The 22,712-nt window shown below is 45.6% G+C and carries 25 protein-coding genes and 1 tRNA gene; 2 read left to right on the plus strand and 24 right to left on the minus strand.

Annotation, left to right across the window (positions count from 1 at the left end; translation table 11 throughout):
• Window positions 1-28 precede the first annotated feature (28 nt).
• The 3 genes from LG330_RS13750 to clpP form a co-directional block, all read right to left on the minus strand.
• A complete protein-coding gene (locus LG330_RS13750) occupies window positions 29-1,054 on the minus strand; it encodes a sugar-binding transcriptional regulator (protein ID WP_404404727.1) in 1,026 nt (341 codons plus the stop codon).
• A 177-nt stretch (window positions 1,055-1,231) separates the two neighbouring features.
• Entirely contained in the window at window positions 1,232-1,471 is a 240-nt protein-coding gene (locus LG330_RS13755; RefSeq protein WP_404404729.1) for a glutaredoxin family protein, read from the minus strand.
• Between the two features lie 176 nt (window positions 1,472-1,647).
• Window positions 1,648-2,250, minus strand: a complete 603-nt coding sequence (gene clpP, locus LG330_RS13760; RefSeq protein ID WP_404404731.1) for an ATP-dependent Clp endopeptidase proteolytic subunit ClpP — start codon at window positions 2,248-2,250, stop codon at window positions 1,648-1,650.
• Window positions 2,251-2,472: 222 nt separating this feature from the next.
• Between clpP and LG330_RS13765 the strand changes: the two genes are divergently transcribed.
• Window positions 2,473-2,544 (plus strand) — tRNA-Arg (locus LG330_RS13765).
• A gap of 141 nt (window positions 2,545-2,685) precedes the next feature.
• Here LG330_RS13765 and LG330_RS13770 read toward each other — a convergent pair.
• The 16 genes from LG330_RS13770 to LG330_RS13845 all read right to left on the minus strand — a co-directional run bounded on the left by LG330_RS13770 (window position 2,686) and on the right by LG330_RS13845 (window position 17,771).
• Window positions 2,686-2,943 (minus strand): HPr family phosphocarrier protein, encoded by a 258-nt coding sequence (locus LG330_RS13770; protein WP_404404733.1) that lies wholly within the window; start codon window positions 2,941-2,943, stop codon window positions 2,686-2,688.
• Window positions 2,944-2,960: 17 nt separating this feature from the next.
• A complete protein-coding gene (gene whiA / locus LG330_RS13775; RefSeq protein WP_404404735.1) occupies window positions 2,961-3,908 on the minus strand; it encodes a DNA-binding protein WhiA in 948 nt (315 codons plus the stop codon).
• Between the two features lie 29 nt (window positions 3,909-3,937).
• Entirely contained in the window at window positions 3,938-4,909 is a 972-nt protein-coding gene (gene yvcK / locus LG330_RS13780; protein WP_404404737.1) for a uridine diphosphate-N-acetylglucosamine-binding protein YvcK, read from the minus strand.
• Window positions 4,906-5,790: an RNase adapter RapZ gene (gene rapZ, locus LG330_RS13785; RefSeq protein WP_404404739.1), complete on the minus strand. Its 885-nt coding sequence runs from the start codon at window positions 5,788-5,790 to the stop codon at window positions 4,906-4,908. The genes yvcK and rapZ overlap by 4 nt, the downstream gene beginning before the upstream one ends.
• 14 nt (window positions 5,791-5,804) lie before the next feature.
• Window positions 5,805-6,263 carry an NUDIX hydrolase gene (locus tag LG330_RS13790; protein ID WP_404404741.1) on the minus strand — a complete coding sequence of 153 codons (459 nt, stop codon included), beginning with the start codon at window positions 6,261-6,263 and terminating at the stop codon, window positions 5,805-5,807.
• A 688-nt stretch (window positions 6,264-6,951) separates the two neighbouring features.
• Complete coding sequence (gene trxB / locus LG330_RS13795) at window positions 6,952-7,923, minus strand: thioredoxin-disulfide reductase (protein WP_404409615.1); 972 nt, start codon at window positions 7,921-7,923, stop codon at window positions 6,952-6,954.
• A 62-nt stretch (window positions 7,924-7,985) separates the two neighbouring features.
• Window positions 7,986-9,434: a tetratricopeptide repeat protein gene (locus LG330_RS13800; RefSeq protein ID WP_404404743.1), complete on the minus strand. Its 1,449-nt coding sequence runs from the start codon at window positions 9,432-9,434 to the stop codon at window positions 7,986-7,988.
• A gap of 196 nt (window positions 9,435-9,630) precedes the next feature.
• On the minus strand, window positions 9,631-10,257 hold the full coding sequence (gene hisIE / locus LG330_RS13805) for a bifunctional phosphoribosyl-AMP cyclohydrolase/phosphoribosyl-ATP diphosphatase HisIE (RefSeq protein ID WP_404409617.1): 627 nt from the start codon (window positions 10,255-10,257) through the stop codon (window positions 9,631-9,633).
• A 2-nt stretch (window positions 10,258-10,259) separates the two neighbouring features.
• Entirely contained in the window at window positions 10,260-11,018 is a 759-nt protein-coding gene (gene hisF, locus LG330_RS13810) for an imidazole glycerol phosphate synthase subunit HisF (protein ID WP_039810995.1), read from the minus strand.
• Window positions 11,018-11,746, minus strand: a complete 729-nt coding sequence (hisA, locus tag LG330_RS13815) for a 1-(5-phosphoribosyl)-5-[(5-phosphoribosylamino)methylideneamino]imidazole-4-carboxamide isomerase (protein WP_404404745.1) — start codon at window positions 11,744-11,746, stop codon at window positions 11,018-11,020. Before hisA ends, hisF begins: the two co-directional genes overlap by 1 nt.
• Window positions 11,743-12,378: an imidazole glycerol phosphate synthase subunit HisH gene (gene hisH, locus LG330_RS13820; RefSeq protein ID WP_404404747.1), complete on the minus strand. Its 636-nt coding sequence runs from the start codon at window positions 12,376-12,378 to the stop codon at window positions 11,743-11,745. The genes hisA and hisH overlap by 4 nt, the downstream gene beginning before the upstream one ends.
• Window positions 12,379-12,969: an imidazoleglycerol-phosphate dehydratase HisB gene (gene hisB / locus LG330_RS13825; RefSeq protein WP_404404749.1), complete on the minus strand. Its 591-nt coding sequence runs from the start codon at window positions 12,967-12,969 to the stop codon at window positions 12,379-12,381.
• 402 nt (window positions 12,970-13,371) lie between these two features.
• Window positions 13,372-14,640, minus strand: coding sequence for a histidinol dehydrogenase (gene hisD, locus LG330_RS13830; protein ID WP_404404751.1), 1,269 nt, complete (start codon window positions 14,638-14,640; stop codon window positions 13,372-13,374).
• Window positions 14,641-14,666: 26 nt separating this feature from the next.
• A complete protein-coding gene (gene hisG, locus LG330_RS13835) occupies window positions 14,667-15,293 on the minus strand; it encodes an ATP phosphoribosyltransferase (RefSeq protein ID WP_039811006.1) in 627 nt (208 codons plus the stop codon).
• Entirely contained in the window at window positions 15,290-16,468 is a 1,179-nt protein-coding gene (locus tag LG330_RS13840; protein ID WP_404404754.1) for an ATP phosphoribosyltransferase regulatory subunit, read from the minus strand. The genes hisG and LG330_RS13840 overlap by 4 nt, the downstream gene beginning before the upstream one ends.
• A gap of 529 nt (window positions 16,469-16,997) precedes the next feature.
• A complete protein-coding gene (locus LG330_RS13845) occupies window positions 16,998-17,771 on the minus strand; it encodes a SurA N-terminal domain-containing protein (RefSeq protein ID WP_404404756.1) in 774 nt (257 codons plus the stop codon).
• A 418-nt stretch (window positions 17,772-18,189) separates the two neighbouring features.
• On the opposite strand from LG330_RS13845, the gene LG330_RS13850 reads away from it, so the two are divergent.
• A complete protein-coding gene (locus LG330_RS13850; protein WP_404404758.1) occupies window positions 18,190-18,780 on the plus strand; it encodes a biotin transporter BioY in 591 nt (196 codons plus the stop codon).
• A 17-nt stretch (window positions 18,781-18,797) separates the two neighbouring features.
• On the opposite strand, the gene LG330_RS13855 is transcribed toward LG330_RS13850, so the two are convergent.
• The 5 genes from LG330_RS13855 to hprK are packed head-to-tail and all read right to left on the minus strand — an operon-like array spanning window position 18,798 to window position 22,673.
• Complete coding sequence (locus LG330_RS13855; RefSeq protein WP_404404760.1) at window positions 18,798-19,301, minus strand: acyltransferase; 504 nt, start codon at window positions 19,299-19,301, stop codon at window positions 18,798-18,800.
• Window positions 19,298-19,951, minus strand: a complete 654-nt coding sequence (gene ppaX / locus LG330_RS13860) for a pyrophosphatase PpaX (RefSeq protein ID WP_404404762.1) — start codon at window positions 19,949-19,951, stop codon at window positions 19,298-19,300. Before ppaX ends, LG330_RS13855 begins: the two co-directional genes overlap by 4 nt.
• Window positions 19,935-20,879 (minus strand): nucleoside recognition domain-containing protein, encoded by a 945-nt coding sequence (locus LG330_RS13865; RefSeq protein WP_404404764.1) that lies wholly within the window; start codon window positions 20,877-20,879, stop codon window positions 19,935-19,937. The genes ppaX and LG330_RS13865 overlap by 17 nt, the downstream gene beginning before the upstream one ends.
• Before the next feature lie 9 nt (window positions 20,880-20,888).
• Entirely contained in the window at window positions 20,889-21,719 is an 831-nt protein-coding gene (lgt, locus tag LG330_RS13870) for a prolipoprotein diacylglyceryl transferase (RefSeq protein WP_404409619.1), read from the minus strand.
• Between the two features lie 18 nt (window positions 21,720-21,737).
• Complete coding sequence (gene hprK, locus LG330_RS13875) at window positions 21,738-22,673, minus strand: HPr(Ser) kinase/phosphatase (protein WP_404404766.1); 936 nt, start codon at window positions 22,671-22,673, stop codon at window positions 21,738-21,740.
• Window positions 22,674-22,712 lie beyond the last annotated feature (39 nt).

Here is a 22,712-nt window from a genome sequence, read left to right on the forward strand (position 1 = left end):
ATGGTGCTTTAATATATTTTAAAAGGTCTTACCCTTTCAAAAGCTCTTTTGCTGCTCCTTCGTCTGTAATCAGTGTCGAAGAAGTCTGTGGTGCGCCTTTAAAATAAGCGCGGATTGCCTGTGCCTTGGAGTGACCTCCGGCTACAGCAAATACGTTAGGTACATTGCCCAGGTCCTTCAGCTGAAGTCCGATGGTTTTTACCTTGTGGACAATATTGCCCTCCACGTCAAAATAATAACCAAATGCTTCACCGACTGCCTGTCCTTCAGAAATCGTCTGAAAATGATCCTCTGAAGTGTTGCGGCGTTTTGCCATTGTATGGGCGTCACCGATTCCATGAAGAACGATATCTGCTGAAGTAATGAGTGACATCACTTCTTTAATGGCAGGTTCTTTCTTAATCGATTCATACACTTCACGGCTGACCTGATCCGGCACATACAAAACTCTGTGCCTCGCACCGGATTTAAGTGCCATTGTCGAGCAGATTGTATTCGCCTGGTTCTGAACATCCTCACCAATACCGCCACGCGCCGGAACAAATAATGTTTCTGGTGTGGCAAAGTCAGGCGTCAGCATGCCCGCTACTGCAGACATCGTTGTACCACCGGTCACTGCAATGACTGTGTCAGTGCCGACATAAGGCTTCATACTCTGAATCGCTGCCCGTCCAAGCTCTTCCTTCACCCACGGCGAATCGTCACTGTCCCCGGGTACGATCATAACCTCTTTGACTTTCAGCATGTCTTTTAATGAATGCTCCATTAAGGTTATACCCGATATCTCATTTATCATGCGTTCAAGTGGGATAAGGATTTCCATTCCATCCTTCGTCAGGCTCATGCCCGATGAATGAATGTGGATCAGATCCTGAGCTTTTAACTGCTCAACCTCTTTCCTCAATACCCTCTCTGTCATGCCAAGAGACTGAGCAAGACTTCTTCTGCCGACAGGCTGTAAAAACCTGACTGACCTCAAAACCTGGTACTTCAGTTGAATCTCATCAAGCAGGTCAGGCACCAGACGCTTTTGGATGTCAATAATGTTTGCCATATCAAAGCTCCTTTTCAGTGAAACATCACTTCAAGGCCCGGCAATATCCTGACATCGAAGTGTTCCTGGTCATTTTTTGTCCCGCATAGACATATTATGTCCCATTCAGTCCAAAAAAAAGATCCCTGCTACAACTCTAATCATAGCAAGGTTCTTAGAACGTTTCAAGAAATAAAGTCAAGACATTTTTTGAAAACGTTTACTTATTGTCACAAAATCAATATTGCCAGCCTGAATGATTTCCCCTTCAACTTCTATAACAGGGATCATCAGCCCATACTTCTCCGTCCATTCGTCAGATGTATCAATATCACGCTCAACAATTTCAAAGCCGTGATCCTCCTGCGCAAGACCTAGCATTAACTTTCCTTCTTCACATAAGCCGCAGTTTTTGCGGGTGTAGTAGTGTACGATCATTGGGTCACCTCGGTTGTTAGTTATACATGAATTAGGCGGTACAGCGGGGACGGAGTTCAGTGATCCATTTTTGTAATAATTGTAAAAATGGATCAGTCAACTCCGTCCCCAGTGTGCCGCTGTATCGCTCAACATAAAACCGGTCCCTCACAAAGAGAGACCGGCTGATTTAAAACTTATTTACCATCTTCAGCAAGCTTGTTGCGGTCCATGATCTGATCAACCAGACCATATTCTTTCGCGCGCTCAGCTGTCATGAAGTTATCACGGTCAGTGTCCTTCGCGATTGTTTCGAAATCCTGACCAGTACGCTCAGCAAGAATTTTGTTCAGCTTTTCGCGCAGGAACAGGATACGCTTTGCAGCGATATCAATTTCAGTTGCCTGACCCTGTGCACCGCCAAGTGGCTGGTGAATCATGACTTCAGCGTTAGGAAGTGCATAACGGTGGCCTTTTTCACCTGCAGCCAGTAAGAATGCACCCATAGAAGCTGCCATACCGATGCAGATTGTGTGGACTTTCGGCTTGATGAACTGCATTGTATCGTAGATTGCCATACCCGCTGTGATGCTTCCACCCGGGCTGTTGATGTATAGATAGATATCTTTGTCCGGATTGTCAGCTTCAAGGAAAAGCAGCTGAGATACGATTGAGTTCGCAACGTTGTCATCAATTCCGCTTCCAAGCATAACGATACGGTCTTTCAGCAAACGTGAATAAATGTCATATGCACGCTCACCGCGGTTAGTCTGTTCAATAACTGTAGGAATTAAATTCATTGAAAAATCCTCCTTTAACGATCTAATGGTGTGTTGCAACAATATGTACTGTTATCTTACAACGAAGGTCAAACAAGGTCAAACAATATGACTTTTCTTTCTTTCTTTCATCATACCCATCTGAACCTATGATGTACAAGTCTGAACCATCACTGTAACTGTAAAACTTCTCTTGCATTCATAAAACCCATTTATTATAATAGAAAAGCATCGTTAAAGCGTGCCCTCGTAGTTTAATGGATATGACGCAAGATTCCGGTTCTTGAGATAGGGGTTCGATTCCCTTCGAGGGCGTTACGCAGCCGATCACTCTGATGAGTGGTCGGCTATTTTATTGTCTTCTTTATGTATTTCGCCATTGTAGTTATGTTTCCCTTTAAAACACCGTTACATTTTAAAAAACCCCTTTTCGGTGTGACCGAAAAGGGATTTTGATTATTTCTCTTCTTCTACATATGCTGCAAGCGTTTGCATCGCTGCTTCTTCATCAGCACCATCTGCGATTAATGTAAAGCTTTCACCTGAGCTGAGTGCAAGACTCATTAAGCCCATTATGCTTTTTGCGTTTACCTTTTTATTTTCTTTCTGAATATACACATCTGAAGAAAACTTTGTAGCTTCCTGAACAAATATGGATGCAGGACGTGCCTGCAATCCACTTTTTAACCTGACTGTTACTTCTTTTTGCTGCATCTGATCTCCTCCTGAACTTAGTTTCCTACCATTTCACCCTTGCGCAACTTTTCAGCAATCTGATCAATTTTTCTTAAGCGGTGATTAATCCCGGACTTGCTGACAGCGCCGCCGGAGACCATTTCGCCAAGTTCTTTTAACGTAACATCCTGATAGGCAACTCTCAGTTCAGCGATTTCTCTGAGCTTGTCAGGCAGGATCCCAAGGCCCGCTGTTCTCTCGATAAAGCGGATATTTTCAACCTGTCTGAGTGCTGCGCCAATTGTTTTATTCAGATTAGCCGTTTCACAGTTCACAAGTCGATTGACAGAATTTCTCATGTCTCTGACAATCCGTACATCCTCGAAGCGGAGAAGCGCCTGGTGTGCACCGATCAGACTGAAAAATTCAGTGATTTTTTCAGCTTCTTTGAGATAAGTAATAAAGCCCTTTTTACGTTCAATCGTCTTACCGTTCAGATCAAACTGGTTCATAAGATTAGCCAGAGAATCGTTATGCTCTTCATACATTGTAAAGATTTCGAGGTGGTATGATGAGGTTTCAGGGTTATTGACTGATCCGCCAGCTAAAAATGCACCTCTTAAGTAAGCGCGCTGACAGCATTTTTTGCCGATCATTGCAGGTGTTACTTCATGATTCAGCTGAAAGCCTTCCCCTAAAATATTCAGGTCCTCTAAAATATCACGTGCTTTCTCTGCAATTCTGACAATATAGACATTGTTTTTCTTCAATCTCATTTTCTTCCGGACAAGCAGTTCCACCTGCACGACATAATTCTTTTTAATCAGTGTATAAATTCTACGGGCAATTGCCGCGTTTTCTGTTTGAATATTGACGATCAGAACTCTGTTTGAAAAAGACAGTGATCCATTCATCCTGATCAGTGCAGACAATTCTGCTTTTAAGCAGCAATCATTTGCTTCTATCTGGGTGAGTTCTTTCTTCGTTTCTGACGCAAATGACATGTGTCTTTTCCGCCTCCCTCTTTCACTTACTACGCAAGGTGATCTTTTGTTTCAGCCATTAAGCGGACAATAATTTCTGCGACACGATCAGTATCATGACGGATGAGTCCTTCGCGATTAATAATTATTTTATCATAAACCACCTGAAGTCCGAGTCCTTTTAGACGCTCTACATCGAATTTTACCGGTTCCGCCATTTCTTTATCATAAAGTGAACGGATCTCCGCCGGAACGTCTTCATTATTTACGAGTACGTAATCCATAAATCTCGCATCCATATGCTTGTAGATCGCTTCTACATGCTGGGAAGCTGTATAATTCAGCGTTTCACCGGCCTGGGTCATCAGGTTACAAATATATACTTTAGGTGCAGTACTCTTTAAGACAGCCTGCCCAATTTCTTTTACAAGCAGATTAGGCAGGATACTTGTATAAAGCGAGCCTGGTCCGATAATGATCATATCGGCTTCTTCAATGGCTTCTATCGCCTGTGGCAGGGCTTTCACATGCTTTGGTGATAAAAACACCCGGTCAATCTTCTTCCCGCTAAATGGGATTTTCGATTCACCTTTAATAATTGAACCGTCCTCCATTTGAGCGGACAGGACAATACTCTGGTTGGCAGAAGGCAGTACGCGCCCTCTGACATTCAGTACTTTACTCATTTCCTCCACGCCGTGCGCGAAATCACCGGTAATCGATGTCATCGCTGCTATAATTAAGTTCCCCAGCGAATGACCGCTTAATTCGTTCTTACTCGCAAATCTGTATTGGAACATCTCTTCTACAAGCGGCTCAACGTCAGATAATGCAGCAATCACATTTCTGATATCACCCGGTGGCGGAATCTTCAGGTCATCCCTGATTCTGCCCGAACTCCCTCCGTCGTCTGCTACTGTTACAATTGCTGTCAGATCAAGCGGGTGCTGCTTCAGCCCGCGGAGCAGAACAGACAGGCCTGTCCCGCCCCCGATCACAACAACTTTACCTTTTTGACTCATTTTTTCGGTGCACCCTGCTTTTTGTGAATATCACGGTGTGCAATCTGAGTGTGATAATCCTTGGCAAATGCACGGGCGATCTCTTCAGTCAGTGCTACTGAGCGGTGCTGTCCGCCAGTGCACCCGATTGCAATCACAAGCTGACTTTTGCCTTCACGTTTATAATGAGGAAGCATGAACTGAAGCAGATCAATCGTTTTCTCGAGAAACTTCTTCGTCTCATTCCACTTCATTACATACTCAGAAACTTCTTCATCCAGGCCTGTCTGGGGTCTCATATGATCAATATAATGCGGATTTGGCAGGAACCTTACGTCAAATACAAGGTCTGCATCAATCGGCAGCCCGTGCTTGAATCCAAACGACATCACATTAACTGTAAATAAAGACTGCTTGTTTACTGAAAACTCCTGAAGAATTTTCTCACGCAGTTCTCTCGGTTTTAAATTTGACGTATTATAAATCGTCTGTGCGCGTCCCTTTAATTCAGATAACAGTAGCCTTTCCTGCTTAATGCCTTCCATCGGCAGTCCGGCAGGTGCAAGCGGGTGAGAGCGTCTCGTTTCTTTATAGCGTCTCACAAGCGCCTGATCATCAGCTTCTAAAAATAGAATACGCGGCTTCAGCGTTTCTTCATCATCAAACTGATCAAGTGCCTGAAAAAGAGAATCAAAAAACTCTCTTCCTCTTAAATCCATGACAACTGCTACACGATTCATCTTGTCCCCGGATTCCTTCATCAGCTCAAGAAACTTCGGTAAAAGCGTCGGAGGCAGATTATCTACACAGAAAAAACCAAGGTCTTCAAAGCTTTGAATCGCAACCGTTTTTCCTGCTCCCGACATTCCAGTTATAATCACTAATTCCATATCTGTTGACATGAAGACACTCCCCCTCAGCTAGGATCCAGACGATAGGATAACAGCTTAAAATCTTTTGTATAAGTGAACGTGCCATAGATGACGCCCTGACCATGAATCACATATTCAAGAATATGACGGTCACCTTCAGCCATATCAAGCGACTGAACGGCCTCTACCGGCTGCCACTGAAGGATTCCCTCCGGTGATTCATCGAGCAGCAGACCATCACCCTCTGTCGCCAGGAACGTAAACATCATCCACTCGGAAATGACTTCATTTCCTTCTTTTATAATAAAAGTAAAAATCCCTTTAATTTCAGGGTTTTTCACATAAATCCCTGTTTCTTCACGATACTCTCTAATGCAGGCATCTCTGACAGATTCACCAGGTTCCATTTTACCGCCCGGCGCAACCCACCAGTCTCTTCTCGGCTTTTGGAGAAGCAGCGCCTGGTTATCTTTTATATATACACAATTCGTTATCCTCTGCACAATATCACCTGCTCATTTTTGCTCATTCATTTTATTATACATGGTTTCACAGCCTCTCACAATGAAGCCGTACTGTCTCCTTCTCTATCCATATGTAAATCTCCTTTTTGTTATGAGCACAAAAAAGGGCACGGACATGTTCGGTGTCCGTGCCAAAGATATATACTAAAGGGGGTCAATTACTTATGGTCTTACTATACCCATAAATTGTTGCATAGCGGTTACAGTTTGGTAACGATTAGATAAAGATTTGGTTATTGATCTAAAGTTTTGGTTTTTGTAGTTTGGCAGGTGATTTCCGCTTCAGGGGGACGCTTTCCGCGGCCGGGCGGTGAGCCCGCAGGCTTCGCCATGCTCGGTCTCACACGTCCCTTCCTGCCGCAGGAGTCGCCCCCTTACGCTTCAATCACCTACTGTGCGAGTAGGTTGATCGACTTTATTAAGAGCACATAAAGTTACGGAAACCGCTTTATGCTCACAGTAACAATCAATTTTAATCTAACTAACATCTTAATTTAAATGGTTTTAAAACACAAAAAGCTGATGATTGGAGTGGAGGACGGAGACTCCTGCGTCATCGAAGCGACAGGTGAGACCCCGGAGACGCAAAGCGTCGAGGAGGCTCACCGCGCGGACGCGGAAAGCGTAGTCCTCCACGGAAATCATCAGCGGTTATTAAATGCTTATATTATGACTGAACCTTCAAAGACTCAGCAAGCTCTTCCACATAGTGCTGGATTGCCTGTGAAGCGACACTGCCGTCGCCTGTAGCAGTTACGATCTGACGAAGCGTCTTATCGCGCACGTCACCAGCTGCGAAGATACCAGGTACGTTTGTCTGCATTTTTTCATCAGTCTCAATGTACCCTTCATTATTCAGAATACCAAGACCTTCAAACGGCTTTGTCAGTGGCACCATACCGATATAGATAAATGCGCCATCTGCAGCAAATTCCGTTTCAGAACCGTCTTTAGTTGATACAAGCGTGACTGAACCGACTTTGCCATCTTTGTCATTGATTTCTTTTATCGTAGAATTCCAGATAAAATCGATCTTTTCGTTATCAAATGCACGCTGCTGAAGGATCTTTTGTGCGCGCAGTTCATCTCTGCGGTGAACGATTGTCACTTTGTTTGCAAAGCGTGTCAGGTAAACGCCCTCTTCAACTGCAGAGTCTCCGCCGCCGACAACGACAAGGTCTTTATTTTTGAAGAATGCACCGTCACATACCGCACAGTAAGATACGCCGCGTCCGCCAAGTTCTTTTTCACCCGGTACGCCAAGCTTCTTATACTCTGCACCTGTTGTGATCAGAACGGCACGTGCTTTATATTCTTTTGAACCGGCTTTGATTGTTTTATAATCCCTGCCGTCCTCGATGCTCTTCACGTCACCATATGCATATTCAGCACCGAATTTCTTCGCATGCTCAAACATTTTATTTGATAGATCAGGTCCAAGAATGTGGTCAAATCCAGGATAGTTTTCAACGTCCTCTGTATTTGCCATCTGGCCACCCGGCACACCGCGCTCAAGCATAAGTGTTGAAAGGTTTGCTCTTGAAGTATATACAGCAGCCGTCATCCCTGCAGGACCAGCGCCAATAATAATTACGTCATAAATTTTTTCTTCGGTCATGAAATGACACTCCTTTTTGATGAGTTCATAATTTATCTACAATATATCGTAATCCAAGGTATATAAATCGTCCAATCATCTGCTTATGGCAAGTAACATTCCAGCTCGCGCTTATATCTGGCAAGCGTTCCAGGCGCAATGCCGTAACTAGCTGCGATCTCTTTTTGCGTCAGTTTTGATCCTCTGACCTTCCGCCACAAATACTCCACAGCAGCTGAAAGACCCTCTACATTTTGAAATGGATATCCGTCAACGGATCCGTGATAGACAATATGAAACCACATATAGAATAATCCCTGATGTGCTTTTTCGTGCAGATCAAAGTGTTTTAAAAGTTCACATGCAACCAGATGCGCTCTGCTGATCGGTGTATCCTGAGGTTCATCAGATCGCACCATATCATAGTATGCTTTTTCAATCTCTGTATAGTATTCAGGTGCATCTTCTTTTAAAGAGCTGTCTGACTCCTGAATATCTTTAAATAGAATAAACATCCGCTCTTCCGGATAAAAGGTTTTCAGTTTTTCATCATTCCGGGTCGTTGCACGGTTCCACGGTTCCTGCCCTGCTTTTTCAGGCTGCTCTTCAATGACACGCTTCCACGCTTCTTCAGCCGCTTTTTTATGACCGGAATGCCACGCTGAATGCGACAGCCAGTAATGAAAGCCGCTGTCACCTTCGAATCCTTTTTTTGCAAGACTCTTCAGCCAGCCATATGCCTGCTCATGCCTTCCGAGTAAAGCAAACGTTGCCCCAAGCTTAAAGCGGTGTTCAATCAGAAACGGTCTCACCGTCTCAAGCGCTTTTACAAGAGCCTCTAATTCCTTCGTGCGTCCCTGATAATGATAAAATACCGCTAAATTACACAAAGCATGCAGGTTACCGGGATTTTTGTTCAGTACTTCAGTCAAAATAGCTGAAGCCTGTTCCGTTTCTCCCTGGTAGAAATAGGCAAGTGCAAGGTTGTTATAGGCTGACCAGTAGTCCGGATAACGGTCAACCACATCTTCAAGCACTTCAATCGCTTCCTTGAACTTTCCATCAGCAAGCAGCTTCCCGGCCTTTTCCTGATGTATAATCAGGTCATCATGCTCAAATTCATCATCAAAGCCGTCTTCATCCTCAAACTGCAGCAGATCAAGCAGATCCTCTGCATCCTCTGAGAATTCACCGTCCGGCTGATCCTCTAAATACGTATTTACATGGCGGTATGCCTCCTGGAACAAGCCAAGATGCGCATAATTGTTTGCCATAAAATAGTGAACTTCTGTCATAGACGGATCGGTTGACTCACTTATACGCTTCAGACGTTCATTAGACTCCTGGAAATGCCCAAGCTCCGTTTCAATCATCGCAATCTGAAGTGCAATCATCGGCTCTTCCGGCTCAAGCTCGGCCGCTTTCCCTAAATATTTCACAGCCTTCTCAAGCTGACCCTTTTGATAAATGGCCATCCCTCTTTTATACAGACTCTCACCTGTCTGGGTAAATGGCACAAGCTTTCCTTTTTGATGATCCGATCCTTTTTTCATGCATAGCCTCCGTACGTTGTATTAACTAATCAATTTTAGCACGGAATTGGAAGTGTGGGAAGGGATGATTGCCATGGTCAGAGGGTAAGAGAGTAGAGGCGGGTCTGTCCCGGGTCTACGCTGGCCAGGTAGACCCGGGACAGACCCGCCTCTACCCACAAAAAACACCCGCTCCAAAAAGGAACGGGCATCTCATTTATTTAGGTCTATTATGTCGTTCTTCAAGCACGCCCATCACATCTGCAAGGGGAAGTTTCTGCTCGCGAAGCAGTACGAGTGTGTGATACAGCAGATCCGCTGTTTCCCACTTAAGCTCTTCTTTATCACGGTTTTTCGCTGCGATAATCACTTCAGCTGACTCTTCTCCGACTTTTTTCAGGATCTTATCAACGCCTTCTTCAAACAGATACGTTGTATAAGCACCTTCAGGACGTTCTTCATCGCGCGCTGCAATCAGCCCTTCAAGCACTGACAGAATCTGCGTGCCGACAGCCTTTTCGTCTGACTCATATACTTTTTCATTAAAGCATGAACGCTCGCCTGTGTGACATGCAGGTCCGGCAGGCTTTACGCGGACAACGAGTGAATCTCCGTCGCAGTCGAGTGTCATGTCAATGATTTTCTGCGTGTTCCCGCTGGTTGCCCCTTTATGCCAAAGCTCCTGGCGTGAACGGCTGTAAAACCATGTTTCACCGGTCACAGCTGATTTCTCAAACGACTCTTTATTCATATACGCAACTGTCAGGACTTCTCCGGTTGATGCATCCTGCACCACTGCCGGGATTAATCCTTTTTCATCGAAGCGAATGTTCTCTGTATTGATGGTCATCTTACATTCACTCCTTCATTTCTTAAATGTGCTTTCACTTCTTTAACGCTTGTCTCTTCATAGTGGAAAATGGATGCTGCCAGTGCTGCATCCGCTTTTCCATCTGTAAAAATTTCAGTGAAATGCTCACTGCCGCCGGCTCCGCCTGATGCAATCACCGGAATATTGACAGCTTCACTCACTGCTTTGGTCAGTTCAACATTAAAGCCTGATTTTTCACCATCGCGATCCATTGACGTTAAAAGGATCTCTCCTGCACCAAGTGATTCTGCTTCTTTGACCCAGTCGATCACGAGTCTCTCAGTCGGCTTACGGCCGCCGTGCGTGTAAACGCGCCACGTGCCTGCTTCCTCGTCCCATTTAGCATCCACTGCGACCACGATACATTGCGTACCGAAATACTCTGCGCCTTCCCTGATCAGTTCCGGTCTTAAAACCGCAGCTGTGTTCAATGACACTTTATCAGCTCCTGCACGCAGAATCCGTTTCATATCCTCAAGTGCATTAATCCCACCGCCTACTGTAAAAGGAATGGCAAGCTCTGCAGCAACACCCTGCACGACATCCACCATTGTTTTGCGGCCTTCATGTGATGCTGAAATATCAAGGAACACAAGTTCATCTGCACCCTGCTGATCATATGCACGTGCCAGTTCAACCGGATCCCCTGCGTCTCGGAGCTCAACGAACTGGATCCCTTTTACCACGCGGCCTTCTTTTACATCAAGACAAGGAATGATCCGTTTTGTCAGCATCACGATGTCTCCTCAATCGCCTGTTTGACGGTGAATTTATTCGTGTAGATTGCTTTACCGACAATGGCACCTGCTACACCGATCCCCGAAACAGCCTGCAGTGTACGCAGGTCCTCAAGAGAGCTGACCCCGCCTGAAGCAATGACTTCAGCACCTGTGTATTCAGCAAGTTCTACAACTGCATCCACATTTGGACCGCTCAGCATGCCATCCGTTGCGATATCTGTAAAAATGAACGTTTCAGCGCCTGCTTCTGCAAGCTCTTTTCCAAGGTCAACTGCCTTTAGCTCTGACGTTTCAATCCACCCGTGTGTGGCAACGTAGCCGTTCTTTGCATCAAGACCGATTGCAATGCGGCTGCCGTATTTCTTCAGCCATTCTTTTACTAAAGCAGGGTTTGTGACAGCCAGACTTCCGATAATTACGCGGTCAACGCCCTGGTCTAAATAGTGTACGACGTCTTCTTCAGTACGGATGCCGCCGCCGACCTGAACACGCGCGGGCAATTCTTTCACAACGCGCTCTACGAAGACATCATTCACGCGCTTGCCATCCTTTGCTCCGTCAAGGTCCACCATGTGAATCCACTCTGCACCTTCATCGACAAACTGCTTTGCCATATCAAAAGGAGAGTCACCATAGATCGTCTCCTGTGCATAATCACCTTGAGTAAGACGTACACATTTGCCGCCTCTCATATCAATTGCCGGGTAAACTGTGAAACTCATACTTCCACCTCCGTATTTTGTACGTACTGCGTATAGTTTTTCAAAAGTGCCATGCCTAAGTCACCGCTTTTTTCAGGGTGAAACTGCATGCCGAACACATTGTTTTTTCCGACGACAGCCGGTACTTCTTCAAAATAGTCAGATGAAGCGATCAGTGCATCTCGTTCCTCACCAGCAATATAGTAGGAGTGAACAAAATAAACGTGATCCGCTTCAACATCCGCTGTCATTGGTGAATCCTGATGAAACTTCAGCTTATTCCACCCCATATGCGGAACCTTATAGCGTTCACCATTTGCTTCCCCCAAAAACTTAACCGCTTTTCCTTTCAGAAGTCCAAGTCCTTTAAACGCGCCATTCTCTTCGCTTTCATCAAATAAAAGCTGCATCCCAAGGCAAATCCCGAGTATCGGTTTCCCTGCTTCCGCCTGTTCTTTAATAAAATCAGACAGCTTCGTTTCATCCAGCAGCTTCATTGCATCACGAAATGCGCCAACACCCGGCAAAATCAGTCCGTCTGTCTTTTCAAGCTGCTCTTTTTTATCACTGATAATATAGGGAACGCCAATCCGCTCAAGTGCTTTACTGACACTGAACAGATTCCCCATACCGTAATCAACTATTCCGATCATTTACAACATCCCTTTCGTTGATGGCACACCTTTAACTCTCGGATCGATCTGAGTTGCTTCATCAAGTGCGCGGCCAAGCGCTTTAAATACAGCTTCGATCATATGATGCGTATTGAAGCCGTAATGGACATTCACATGAAGATTCATCCGCGCTTCAATCGCAAGCTTCCATAAAAATTCATGTACAAGTTCCACATCAAAATCCCCAACGCGCTCTTTTGGGAAATCAGCATTCATCACTAAATGTGGGCGATTGCTCAGGTCTACTGTCACCTGAGCCAGTGCTTCATCCATCGGAACAAAAGCGTTGCCGTAACGCTTGATTCCTTTTTTATCTCCTAATGCTTCAAGCAGTGCCTGACCGAGTACGATGCCAATATCCTCTGTTGTATGATGCCCATCAATATCCACGTCCCCGCGGCCTTCAACTGTCAGGTCAAAGTGTCCGTGTTTTGTGAAAAGGTCGAGCATGTGGGTCATAAATGGTACGTCTGTCTGAATATCGCTGATCCCTTCGCCGTCGATGTTCAGTGAAAGTGAGATATTGGTTTCATTTGTTTTTCTTTTTAATGAAGCTTTACGTTCAGTCATTTGTGACACTCCTTTTTTATGTATGGCAGCTATTTTGATAGCTTTGTTTAAGTTGGCTGAGGATTGGAGCTCCAGGCGGACGCTTTCCGCAGGGCCGGCGGTGAGCCTCCTCGGCGCAAGCGCCTGCGGGGTCTCACCTGTCCGGCTTCTCCTGCTGGAGTCGCCGCCTTACGCTCCAATCATCAGCTGTGCAGGTATTTTGTTTGTGTTTCATAAAAAGAAAAATCACAACCTACAATTTAAAAATTAATTAATAATTAATCCAGCTGAGACTTCGGAGGACGGAGACTCCCGCCCCGGGGAAGGACAGGTGAGATCCCGCAAGGCGAAGCCTGAGGAAGCTCACCGGCCGGGGGCAGGAAAGCGCAGTCCTCCGAAGTCTCAGCGGCTTTTAAAGAAACTTTAGTTTTTATCCCTCGCCTCAATCGCTCTCGCATGGGCTTCTAAGCCTTCGAGCCTTGCAAACTTCGCAACTTTGCTGCCGTTTTCGTTAAAGGCTGTTTTGCTGTAGGAGATGATGCTCGATTTTTTTACGAAATCATCTACTGACAGCGGGCTTGAGAAACGTGCTGTTCCGCTTGTTGGCAGTGTGTGATTTGGCCCTGCAAAGTAATCGCCGATCGGCTCTGAGCTGTATCTGCCGACGAAAATTGCGCCTGCGTGGCGGATCTTTCCAACCAGCTCCATCGCATTTTCCATCTGAACTTCAAGGTGCTCAGGTGCGATCTGATTGACTGCTTCTACTGCCTCATCAAGAGAATCGGCTACATAAATCGCACTGTGCTCTTCAATTGCAACGCGTGCCATGTCATGTCTTGGCAGTTCATTCAGCTGTGCTTCCACTTCTTTTTGTACCGCTTCAGCAAGGTCTTTTGAAGTTGTAACAAGATTCGCCTGTGAGAGCTCGCCGTGTTCAGCCTGTGATAACAGGTCAGCTGCGACTTCATTAGCAAAAGCTGTATCATCAGCAAGGACAGTCACATCACTCGGTCCTGCGATCATATCAATATCCACAATCCCGAATACTTCACGCTTGGCAAGTGCAACAAAGATATTTCCCGGTCCAGTGATTTTATCAACCGGTTCAATTGATTCAGTTCCATAAGCAAGCGCCGCAACTGCCTGGGCACCGCCGATTTTATAAATATCGCGGACCCCTGCAAGTCGGGCTGCTGCAAGAACGCCTGCAGGCACTTTGCCGTCTTTACCAGGTGGTGTCACCATGACGATCCGCTTCACACCAGCGACCTGCGCAGGAATTGCGTTCATTAAAACTGATGAAGGATAAGCTGCTGTTCCGCCTGGCACGTAAATGCCTGCTGCATCAAGCGCTGTGACCTTTTGACCAAGAATCGTACCATTTTCTTCAGTGGTCATCCATGACTGCTGAACCTGCTTTTCATGGAAAGCACGGATATTGTTCGCTGCTTCCTGTAAAATTGACAGCAGTTCCTCATCCAGTTCCTGAAGTGCTTCGTCTACTTCACCATCAGTCACCTTTAACGACTCAAGCTTTACGCCGTCAAACTGCTCCGTGTAAAAGCGGACTGCCTCATCACCTTTTTCTTTTACTGCCGAAATAATATCCTGCACACTTTTCCGCTGCGCCTCAGTTCCCTGATCGAGCGACTGACGCGGAATGCTGCTTTCATTTAGAAAACGAATGTCCATCGTTAGCAAATCCTTTCTGCTGGCTGCTAGCCATTCACCACTTTTTCAAGCCTGTTCGTCATCTCACTGATCCGATCGTGCATCAGACGATAGCTAACCGGGTTCGCAATCAGACGCGATGTGATGTCTACAATATGCTCATACTCTACTAAACCATTTTCCTTTAGCGTACGTCCGGTTGAGACAATATCCACAATCCGGTCCGTCAGCCCGATAATCGGTGCAATCTCAATTGAACCGTTCAGCTTAATAATTTCCACCTGTTCACCCTGCTCTCTGAAATAAGAGGATGCAACATTCGGATATTTTGTGGCAATTCTCGGTGCTACTTCATTCATTTCAGTATCAGGAAGCCCTGCTACCGCTAAATAGCAGTGGCTGATTTTAAGGTCCAGCAGTTCATACACATGACGCTCTTCTTCAAGCATCACATCTTTCCCTGCAATTCCGATATCTGCAACCCCGTGCTCTACGTAAGTCGGCACGTCCATCGGTTTCGCTAAAATAAAGCGCAGGTTTTCTTCAGGTACTTCAATAATTAGCTTTCTTGAGTCATCAAATTCAGGCGGTAAATTGTAGCCGGCTTCCTTCAACATCACAACCGCTTCTTCAAATATACGCCCTTTTGGCATGGCAATCGTTAATTCCTTCATGCCTGAACCCCTTCCTTTCCAATAAACGTATGCACATCTTTAAATCCAGCCGTAAAGCTGTCCAAGTCAGATACACCTCTTACATCCTGCACAATCACAGGCTGCTGGTTCTGTCTGTACTCTGCCGCCTTTTCAGCAGCTTCTCTCCTGCGTTCAGCTGAAAATAAAATGAGTGCAGGCTGAGCCTTTTTCACACTTTTATTTAAAGCTTCCATCACATAATCCATTCTCAGTCCAAACCCGGTCGCACCAACCTCAGCGCCGAATTTCTTCAACAGGTTATCATAACGGCCTCCGTTACCCAGTGCGAACCCTACATGATCTGCATATACTTCAAATAATACACCCGTATAGTAAGACATGTGGCTGACAAGCGACACATCCATTTTCACATAATCCTCTAAGCCGTAATCCTTCAGCACTGAAAGTAATTCTTCAAGCTCACGCAGCGGCCCGCGTCCACCTTCACCCTCTAAAAGAGCTTCAGCTTTCGCAATCGACCCGCCGTTCCCCTGGATATGAAGTACATCAATCAGTCTCTTCTTATCAATAGAAGAAAGCGGCAGTGAATCCACATGCTTGCGGTAACCGACGTAGTTCTTTTCATATAAATGCTTTCTCAGCTTCTCAGCCCGTTCTTCTGTTCCGACGATCTGAAGGAATAGCTCCTGCAGGAACCCAACATGTCCAACTGCGATCGTAAAGTCTTCCAGACCGGATGCTCTTAATACTGAAGCTAAAAGTGCAATCGTTTCAGCATCCGCACTGACAGTTGAATCACCAATCAGCTCAACACCGATCTGTTCAAACTCAGCCGGTCTCCCACCTTCACGCTGCTGCGCGCGGAATAGGTTAGCCGCATATGCCAGTCTCAGCGGATTACGGTCTTTCAACAGCTTTGAAGCCGCTACACGGGCAATAGGCGCTGTCATATCAGGTCTGAGCACAAGCGTTCTTCCCTGCTGATCAAGAAGCTTAAACAGCTGCTGATCTAAAATCGCAGATGCCTCGCCGACTGTTTCGTCATATTCAAGGGCTGGTGTTTCCATAAATTCATAGCCCCAGTTCATCATTTCATTTTCAATGTTTGTACGGATTTCTTTTTTCAGACTATATAAATGAGGAAACGTATCTCTCATTCCAATCGGTTTTTCAAACATAAACAGCTTTGACATCGTCTCCACAACCTTTCATTAAATAACGCTGATAACCGCTAAACCTTTCCGTGGAGGACTTCGCATTCCTGCCCCCGGACGGTGAGCTTCCTCAGGCTACGCCTTTCGGGATCTCACCTGTCCTTTTCCGGGGCGGGAGTCTACACCCTCCACTCCAAGATTCAGCTTAGTTACATTTTAGTAATTAAAAGTTTAAAAACTTTTGTGCTTTCTTAAATTAAACCGTATCTTTTTATTATACCTTCTTACTGTAAATAACTCGAACAATTGACTGAATCCTTTAGTTCGCTAATACGATAACATAATGAAGATATTGTGTAGTTTACTAGGGTTGGGGTGGTTAGTCAAGGGGTGTGTTTAAGTGAAGAGGTTACTGTTTTTGCTGGAGTTGTTGTGGTTTCTCTTCGGGTTGTAGTGATACGCCCGGGAAGTTGTCTGTATTCCCCGCCAGGTTGTAGCGATCACCTGCCCCACGCAGTCACTTCTATACAAAAAAAGACACCCCCACAAGGAGATGCCTCATAACCATTTAGATTAATGTTTCAATTTCAGCGTCAGCTTTCAGCTCTTCAAGGTGAGCCATTAGCTGTTCCTGCTGTTTTTGCTGGTTCAGGTTCGCTACGATGTCTTCTCGAACGTCTTCTAAAGCAGGTGCTTCCTGGCCGGATTGTTCTGCCTGTGCAGTAATCTGCTCATAAAATTCCTGAATTTCTTCATCAGAAGGCTCTTCTGCAGGCGCTACTTCGTTTACATACTTATCAAATTTGATAGAGTCTGCCATCTGGCTGCGAAGTGTTTCCTGATCCATGCCCTGTGCTTCCATGATTTCATTCAATGCTTCTTCTCCACCGAACTGCTCCTGGAATGATGCGTATTCTTTATCAATTTCCTCTTCAGTGGCTTCATGTCCAGCTTCGTCTGCTTTTTGAATGATCAGTGTCTGGTTCACTAAAAGATCAAGTGTCTGAGTTTTAGCCTGCTCTGCACCTTCTTCAGTTGTAGGATCCTGTCCCATTTGCTGAAGGTTGCTTTGCGTTGAAGCTAAAGCTGAGTTATATGCCTCACCTGTAATTTCTTCACCGTTAATGGTTGCAACGACTTCATCTTCTGCAACCTGCTGCTCTTCCATTGCAGCCTGCATATCTTCAGCAGCTGCCTGCTGATCTTCTGCTGCCTGTTCCTCTTCAGCAGTTGGTTCTTCATTTTCCGCTTCTGTATTTGCTGATTCATCATCACTGCATGCCGCGAGTCCAAGCGCTAGTGCACCTGCAGCGAATGGTAGAAAGATTTTCTTAAAGTTCATAAAGGTAAAACCCCTTTCAGATTTCCAAAAACTCTATTTCTTAGCCTAGGTTGCATTGTATCGAATATCTGGAAAAAAGCAAACCCATAACACTTAATTTCACTAAATTGAAACATCAATGTAATACGCAATCAGTACGATTCACTCAAATATAAGCATTACTCATTTCCATTTTAATAACTCATGTAAAATCATTATAGGTTAACCTTAATCAAAATTAAGTTGACTTAAAAACTTATTCAAATTATAATCTTTTTGTACATAACTTTAACAAATTTAGCTGGAACTTGGAGTAGTGGACGGAGACTCCCGCCCCAGTAAGGGTCTCACCGCCCGCGGGCAGGAAAGCGCAGCCCGCCACGGAAAGTATCAGCGGTCTTGGAGACCATACAGCATTTATTAGAAAAGAGGGGTTCAAATGGTAAAATCACAGGTTCACGGAATGGTGCTTGCCTCATTATTCGCAGCACTTATGGCAATCGGCGCAAACATCACTTCGATCGTACCAATCCTGGTAGTCGGAAATGTGCCAATCACACTTCAAACTGTCGTCTGCCTGATCGCAGGCCTGCTGCTCGGTAAAAAATGGGGACCAATTGCAATGACCGTTTATATGCTGATCGGTCTCGCAGGGATGCCTGTATTTGCCGGATGGGGTGGCGGTCTTGGCACACTGATCAGTCCTACATTCGGATTTATTCTTTCATACATCGTTGTAGCATGGATTGTTGGCCTGCTGACTGAAAAGAGACAGTCATTTGCGATGCTCGTCACTGCGGCACTGCTTGGCACAGCGGTTAACTACTTCCTCGGCACCAACTGGATGTATATGGCGTACAAGCTGTGGTTTAACGCACCGGAAGGCTTTACTTATACAATGGCATGGATCTGGATGCTGCCGACTGCTCCAAAAGATATTATTCTTTCATTTGTGGCGGCGGTGGTTGGTGCTAAAATGCTCAAGGTGTTCCCGCAGGCACAGGTATCAAAAACAAGAGTGCCGGCATAATAAAAAGAGCAGAGGATTTAGTCCTTCTGCTCTTTTTTTTCGGGCATTTTAATAATCTGCATTGGATTTCCGCCTGCAAATGCTCCGGCCGGTACGTCCCGGTGCACAAGTGTAGCAGCTGATATGACTGCACCGTCACCGATCACAACACCGGGTAATACAGTCGAGTTTGCTCCGATCATGACATTGTCACCAATCACAACTTCCCCGAGCCTGTATTCCTCCACCAGATATTCATGGGCTAAAATCGTAGAGTTATAGCCGATAATTGTATTGCGTCCTACTTTAATCATTTCAGGATAAAGTGTGTCCGGCATCACCATGAGTGCAAATGCCGTTTTTTCACCGACTTCCATTTTTAGCAGCTTGCGGTACATCCAGTTCTTCAAACTAATAAACGGCGTATAGCGCGCAGTCTGCAGTACAGCAAAATTCCATGCCACTTTGATAAAAGGAACAGTTTTATAAAGCTGCCAAAGCGAATTCGACCCTTCTACAGGATAGCGCTTTGTTCTTCTCATGAGCCGCTTTCCTCAATAATCTTCAGCAGGTCACTCATTTCCTCAAGCATAAAGTCAGGCTTGTATGTGGCAAGGTGCGCTTTCCCTTTCGATGTCCAGGCAACACCTGCAGTTCTGGTGCCTGCATTGTGACCGCCTTCGATATCATGGTGATTATCACCGATCATAATCGCCTGATCAGCTGTTGAGCCGAGTGCTTCAAGTGCTTTATTCAGCGGTTCAGGATGAGGCTTTGCGTGCTCCACATCATCAAGGCCGATCACAACGTCAAAATACTGGTCAAGGTTCATCAGCTTTAGCCCTTTTACCACCATGTCATGACGCTTTGTTGAAACGATCGCCATTTTAATCCCGCGCTCATGCAGTTCTTTTACCGTCTCATCCACCCCGTCAAATGCTGTGACAAGTTCATCATGTACTTTTAAATTGTATTCTCTGTAGAAATCGACCATTTCCTGCGTTTTTTCAGGATTTAACGCCTGAAATGAATCAACGAGCGGAGGCCCCATAAACTGCAGGACATCCTCACGGGTATATTCCCCCGGATAATAGTGATCCATGACATGCATAAATGAAGAAATAATTAAATCGTTTGTATTAATTAATGTGCCATCAAGATCAAATAGCACGGTATCAATGCGTTTGTTCATAGCTTGGCTCTCTCCTCTCCGCACGGTTCCAGATGGCCGCGACGATCATGGTTAATAAAATCGCTGTTATCACTCGGATCAGCAATAGCGGCAGGATTGGGATCCCAAGCGGAATAAAGATTAATGTATCCTCGACAATGGCGTGACAAGCGACAAGAAAAATAAATGCAAGAGTCGCATCCTTTTTGCTGACGCCGTCTTCCTGCACTGCTTTAATCATCACCCCTGCCCCGTAGGCAAGGCCGATCGTCAGACCCGCAACGAGCGTCATCGATGTATTCTCTTTCATTCCAAGACCTCTAGTGACAGGCGCCATCCAGCGGGAAAAGACGTCCAGCCATTTCAGGTCGCGCATGATTTGAATCACAATCATAAGCGGGATGACAATCAGGGCAAGCTGCATCACGCCAAATGCTGCTTTTTCAAGTCCAAGCAGCAGGATCGAACCCCAGCCGCTCACATCAGGCTCACTAACAGGCACCATGCCGTACTGTGCAATCTCACCACCGCCGCTCCAGACAAGATTAATGACAATCGCTGATGTAAAAGCAAGTCCAAGTCTGACGAGTAAAACCACCCACAGCTTCACGCCTACCTTTAGCGCCACCCCTGTTTCAATTAACAAGTTATGAGAAAAAGAGAGCATGACTGCAATAATGAAGACTTCCTTCACCGTCATTTCAAGTGATAAAATCCCGGCGATCCCGGCATATAAATTTAACAGATTTCCTAATACAAGCGGAACCGCCGCTTCCCCGCTGAGACCAAATAAGCCCATAAACGGTGCAATCAGATCCGTGATAAACGGTAAGACAGGCGTGAACTGAAGAACCGTAATGATGAACGTGATCGGGAAAATGATTTTACCAAGCGTCCACGTCGTATTCAATCCTGCCTTTAAACCGTCTTTAATCGTCTGTTGTTTCATTCCATTCACCTAATTTCGTTTATCAGCGTAGCGCGTTTTAATCCCCTGTCCAAATCTGCGATACAGAATCAATCCCACTGCAACAATCACTAATAGAATAGAAATCGCCTGTGCAACGCGGATTGTCTCAGTCAACATCAGGCTGTCTGTGCGAAGCCCTTCTACAAACGTACGACCGACTGAGTACCAGATTACATAGCTTAAGAAAATCTCGCCTCTGAGCGGGTTCACTTTTCGGAGGAGCAGCAGCAGAATCAGGCCGACAAAGTTCCATACTGATTCATATAGAAACGTCGGATGATAGTAGGCAAAGCTGCCGTTCACTTCAATATACATCTGGTTAATGATCCACTCGGGAATCATCAGTCCTTCAAGGAAGCTCCGTGATACCTCGCCGCCGTGTGCTTCCTGATTAATAAAGTTCCCCCAGCGCCCAAGCATCTGACCTAAAATAATGCTTGGTGCTGCAATATCGACAATTTTCCAGAATGATAGACCTTTTCGTTTCGCAAAAACAAATCCTGTTGCAACCGACCCGATCAGTGCACCGTGAATCGCAATCCCACCGTTCCAGATCGCAACAATCTCACCCGGGTTCTGTGAGAAATAATCCCACTGAAAAATGACATAATAAATTCTCGCACTGATAATCGCAATCGGTACTGCCCAGATTAACAGGTCAGCAAACATATCCTTTGGCATACCAAGTCTGTCTGCTTCACGGTTCGCAAGCAGGTAACCGAGCACAATACCCGTTCCGATAATCAGTCCATACCAGGCCACACTAAGCGGTCCGATGCTGAAGGCAACCGGATCGATCGGCTGGGCTGTTAATAACATCATATTGTTTCCTCCTGATTAAATATCATCATGGTCTCCGTCTACAATAATGTCATTCAGACGGTTTGAAAATTGCTCCGCTGCATTCATGCCCATTCTCTTCAGACGGAAATTCATCGCAGCCACTTCTATAATGACTGCCAGATTTCGACCAGGTCGAACCGGCAGTGTAATTTTCGTGATATCTGTATCAATAATTCTCATCGTTTCTTCATCCAGTCCAAGACGGTCGTATTGCTTCGTCTTATCCCAGATCTCAAGGTCAATCACAAGTGTCACACGCTTATGACTGCGAACAGCCCCGGCACCGAAAAGTGTCATCACATTAATAATGCCAAGTCCTCTGATCTCAAGTAAATGCTCAATCAATTCAGGTGAAGAACCGATCAGCGTATCTGTATCCTCCTGGCGAATTTCCACACTGTCATCTGCAACAAGCCGGTGACCGCGTTTTACAAGCTCAAGTGCCGTCTCACTTTTACCGACACCGCTTTTACCCGTAATCAATACACCCACACCATAAATGTCCACAAGTACGCCATGCAGTGCTGTAGTCGGTGCAAGTCTGCTCTCTAAAAAGTTTGTCAGACGGCTTGAAAAACGCGTCGTCTTCACAGGTGTTCTCATCACAGGCACCTGACTCAGCTCAGACGCCTCAATCAGCTCACGTGGCACTTCAATATCACGCGACAGAATAATGCCTGGTGTATTATCAGTACATAACTGTCTCATCCGGTCCTTCTTTTCATCAGTCGACAGCAGCTCATAAAAAGACATCTCCGTCCGTCCGAGCAGCTGAATCCGTTCAGCAGGATAATAGCTGAAATAACCTGCCATCTCAAGACCCGGTCTTGATATATCACTCGTTGTAATCGGCCGGTGAATACCTTCTTCCCCGCTCACGAGCTCCATCTTGAACTTCTCAATAATCTCATTCGTCGTTACTTTAGCCATCATGACCCTCCCTGCTTATCTCACATACAGTCTATTGTA

This window comes from Jeotgalibacillus malaysiensis, from assembly GCF_044789845.1.
Classification (GTDB): Bacteria; Bacillota; Bacilli; order Bacillales; family Jeotgalibacillaceae; genus Jeotgalibacillus; species Jeotgalibacillus malaysiensis_A.

What these genes read in the sequence shown, in the direction of transcription:
- hisB (WP_404404749.1), bottom strand. Translation starts at nt 12,969, where the DNA reads ATGACTGAACGTAAAGCTTCATTAAAAAGAAAAACAAATGAAACCAAT.
- LG330_RS13770 (WP_404404733.1), bottom strand. Translation starts at nt 2,943, where the DNA reads ATGCAGCAAAAAGAAGTAACAGTCAGGTTAAAAAGTGGATTGCAGGCA.
- LG330_RS13750 (WP_404404727.1), bottom strand. Translation starts at nt 1,054, where the DNA reads ATGGCAAACATTATTGACATCCAAAAGCGTCTGGTGCCTGACCTGCTT.
- whiA (WP_404404735.1), bottom strand. Translation starts at nt 3,908, where the DNA reads ATGTCATTTGCGTCAGAAACGAAGAAAGAACTCACCCAGATAGAAGCA.
- LG330_RS13865 (WP_404404764.1), bottom strand. Translation starts at nt 20,879, where the DNA reads ATGAAACAACAGACGATTAAAGACGGTTTAAAGGCAGGATTGAATACG.
- hprK (WP_404404766.1), bottom strand. Translation starts at nt 22,673, where the DNA reads ATGGCTAAAGTAACGACGAATGAGATTATTGAGAAGTTCAAGATGGAG.
- hisD (WP_404404751.1), bottom strand. Translation starts at nt 14,640, where the DNA reads ATGGACATTCGTTTTCTAAATGAAAGCAGCATTCCGCGTCAGTCGCTC.
- LG330_RS13840 (WP_404404754.1), bottom strand. Translation starts at nt 16,468, where the DNA reads ATGTCAAAGCTGTTTATGTTTGAAAAACCGATTGGAATGAGAGATACG.
- rapZ (WP_404404739.1), bottom strand. Translation starts at nt 5,790, where the DNA reads ATGTCAACAGATATGGAATTAGTGATTATAACTGGAATGTCGGGAGCA.
- hisH (WP_404404747.1), bottom strand. Translation starts at nt 12,378, where the DNA reads ATGATCGGAATAGTTGATTACGGTATGGGGAATCTGTTCAGTGTCAGT.
- lgt (WP_404409619.1), bottom strand. Translation starts at nt 21,719, where the DNA reads ATGTTATTAACAGCCCAGCCGATCGATCCGGTTGCCTTCAGCATCGGA.
- LG330_RS13850 (WP_404404758.1), top strand. Translation starts at nt 18,190, where the DNA reads ATGGTAAAATCACAGGTTCACGGAATGGTGCTTGCCTCATTATTCGCA.
- clpP (WP_404404731.1), bottom strand. Translation starts at nt 2,250, where the DNA reads ATGAATTTAATTCCTACAGTTATTGAACAGACTAACCGCGGTGAGCGT.
- LG330_RS13855 (WP_404404760.1), bottom strand. Translation starts at nt 19,301, where the DNA reads ATGAGAAGAACAAAGCGCTATCCTGTAGAAGGGTCGAATTCGCTTTGG.
- ppaX (WP_404404762.1), bottom strand. Translation starts at nt 19,951, where the DNA reads ATGAACAAACGCATTGATACCGTGCTATTTGATCTTGATGGCACATTA.
- LG330_RS13845 (WP_404404756.1), bottom strand. Translation starts at nt 17,771, where the DNA reads ATGAACTTTAAGAAAATCTTTCTACCATTCGCTGCAGGTGCACTAGCG.
- hisF (WP_039810995.1), bottom strand. Translation starts at nt 11,018, where the DNA reads ATGCTGACAAAACGGATCATTCCTTGTCTTGATGTAAAAGAAGGCCGC.
- hisA (WP_404404745.1), bottom strand. Translation starts at nt 11,746, where the DNA reads ATGAGTTTCACAGTTTACCCGGCAATTGATATGAGAGGCGGCAAATGT.
- yvcK (WP_404404737.1), bottom strand. Translation starts at nt 4,909, where the DNA reads ATGAGTCAAAAAGGTAAAGTTGTTGTGATCGGGGGCGGGACAGGCCTG.
- hisG (WP_039811006.1), bottom strand. Translation starts at nt 15,293, where the DNA reads ATGAAGGAATTAACGATTGCCATGCCAAAAGGGCGTATATTTGAAGAA.
- LG330_RS13800 (WP_404404743.1), bottom strand. Translation starts at nt 9,434, where the DNA reads ATGAAAAAAGGATCGGATCATCAAAAAGGAAAGCTTGTGCCATTTACC.
- LG330_RS13755 (WP_404404729.1), bottom strand. Translation starts at nt 1,471, where the DNA reads ATGATCGTACACTACTACACCCGCAAAAACTGCGGCTTATGTGAAGAA.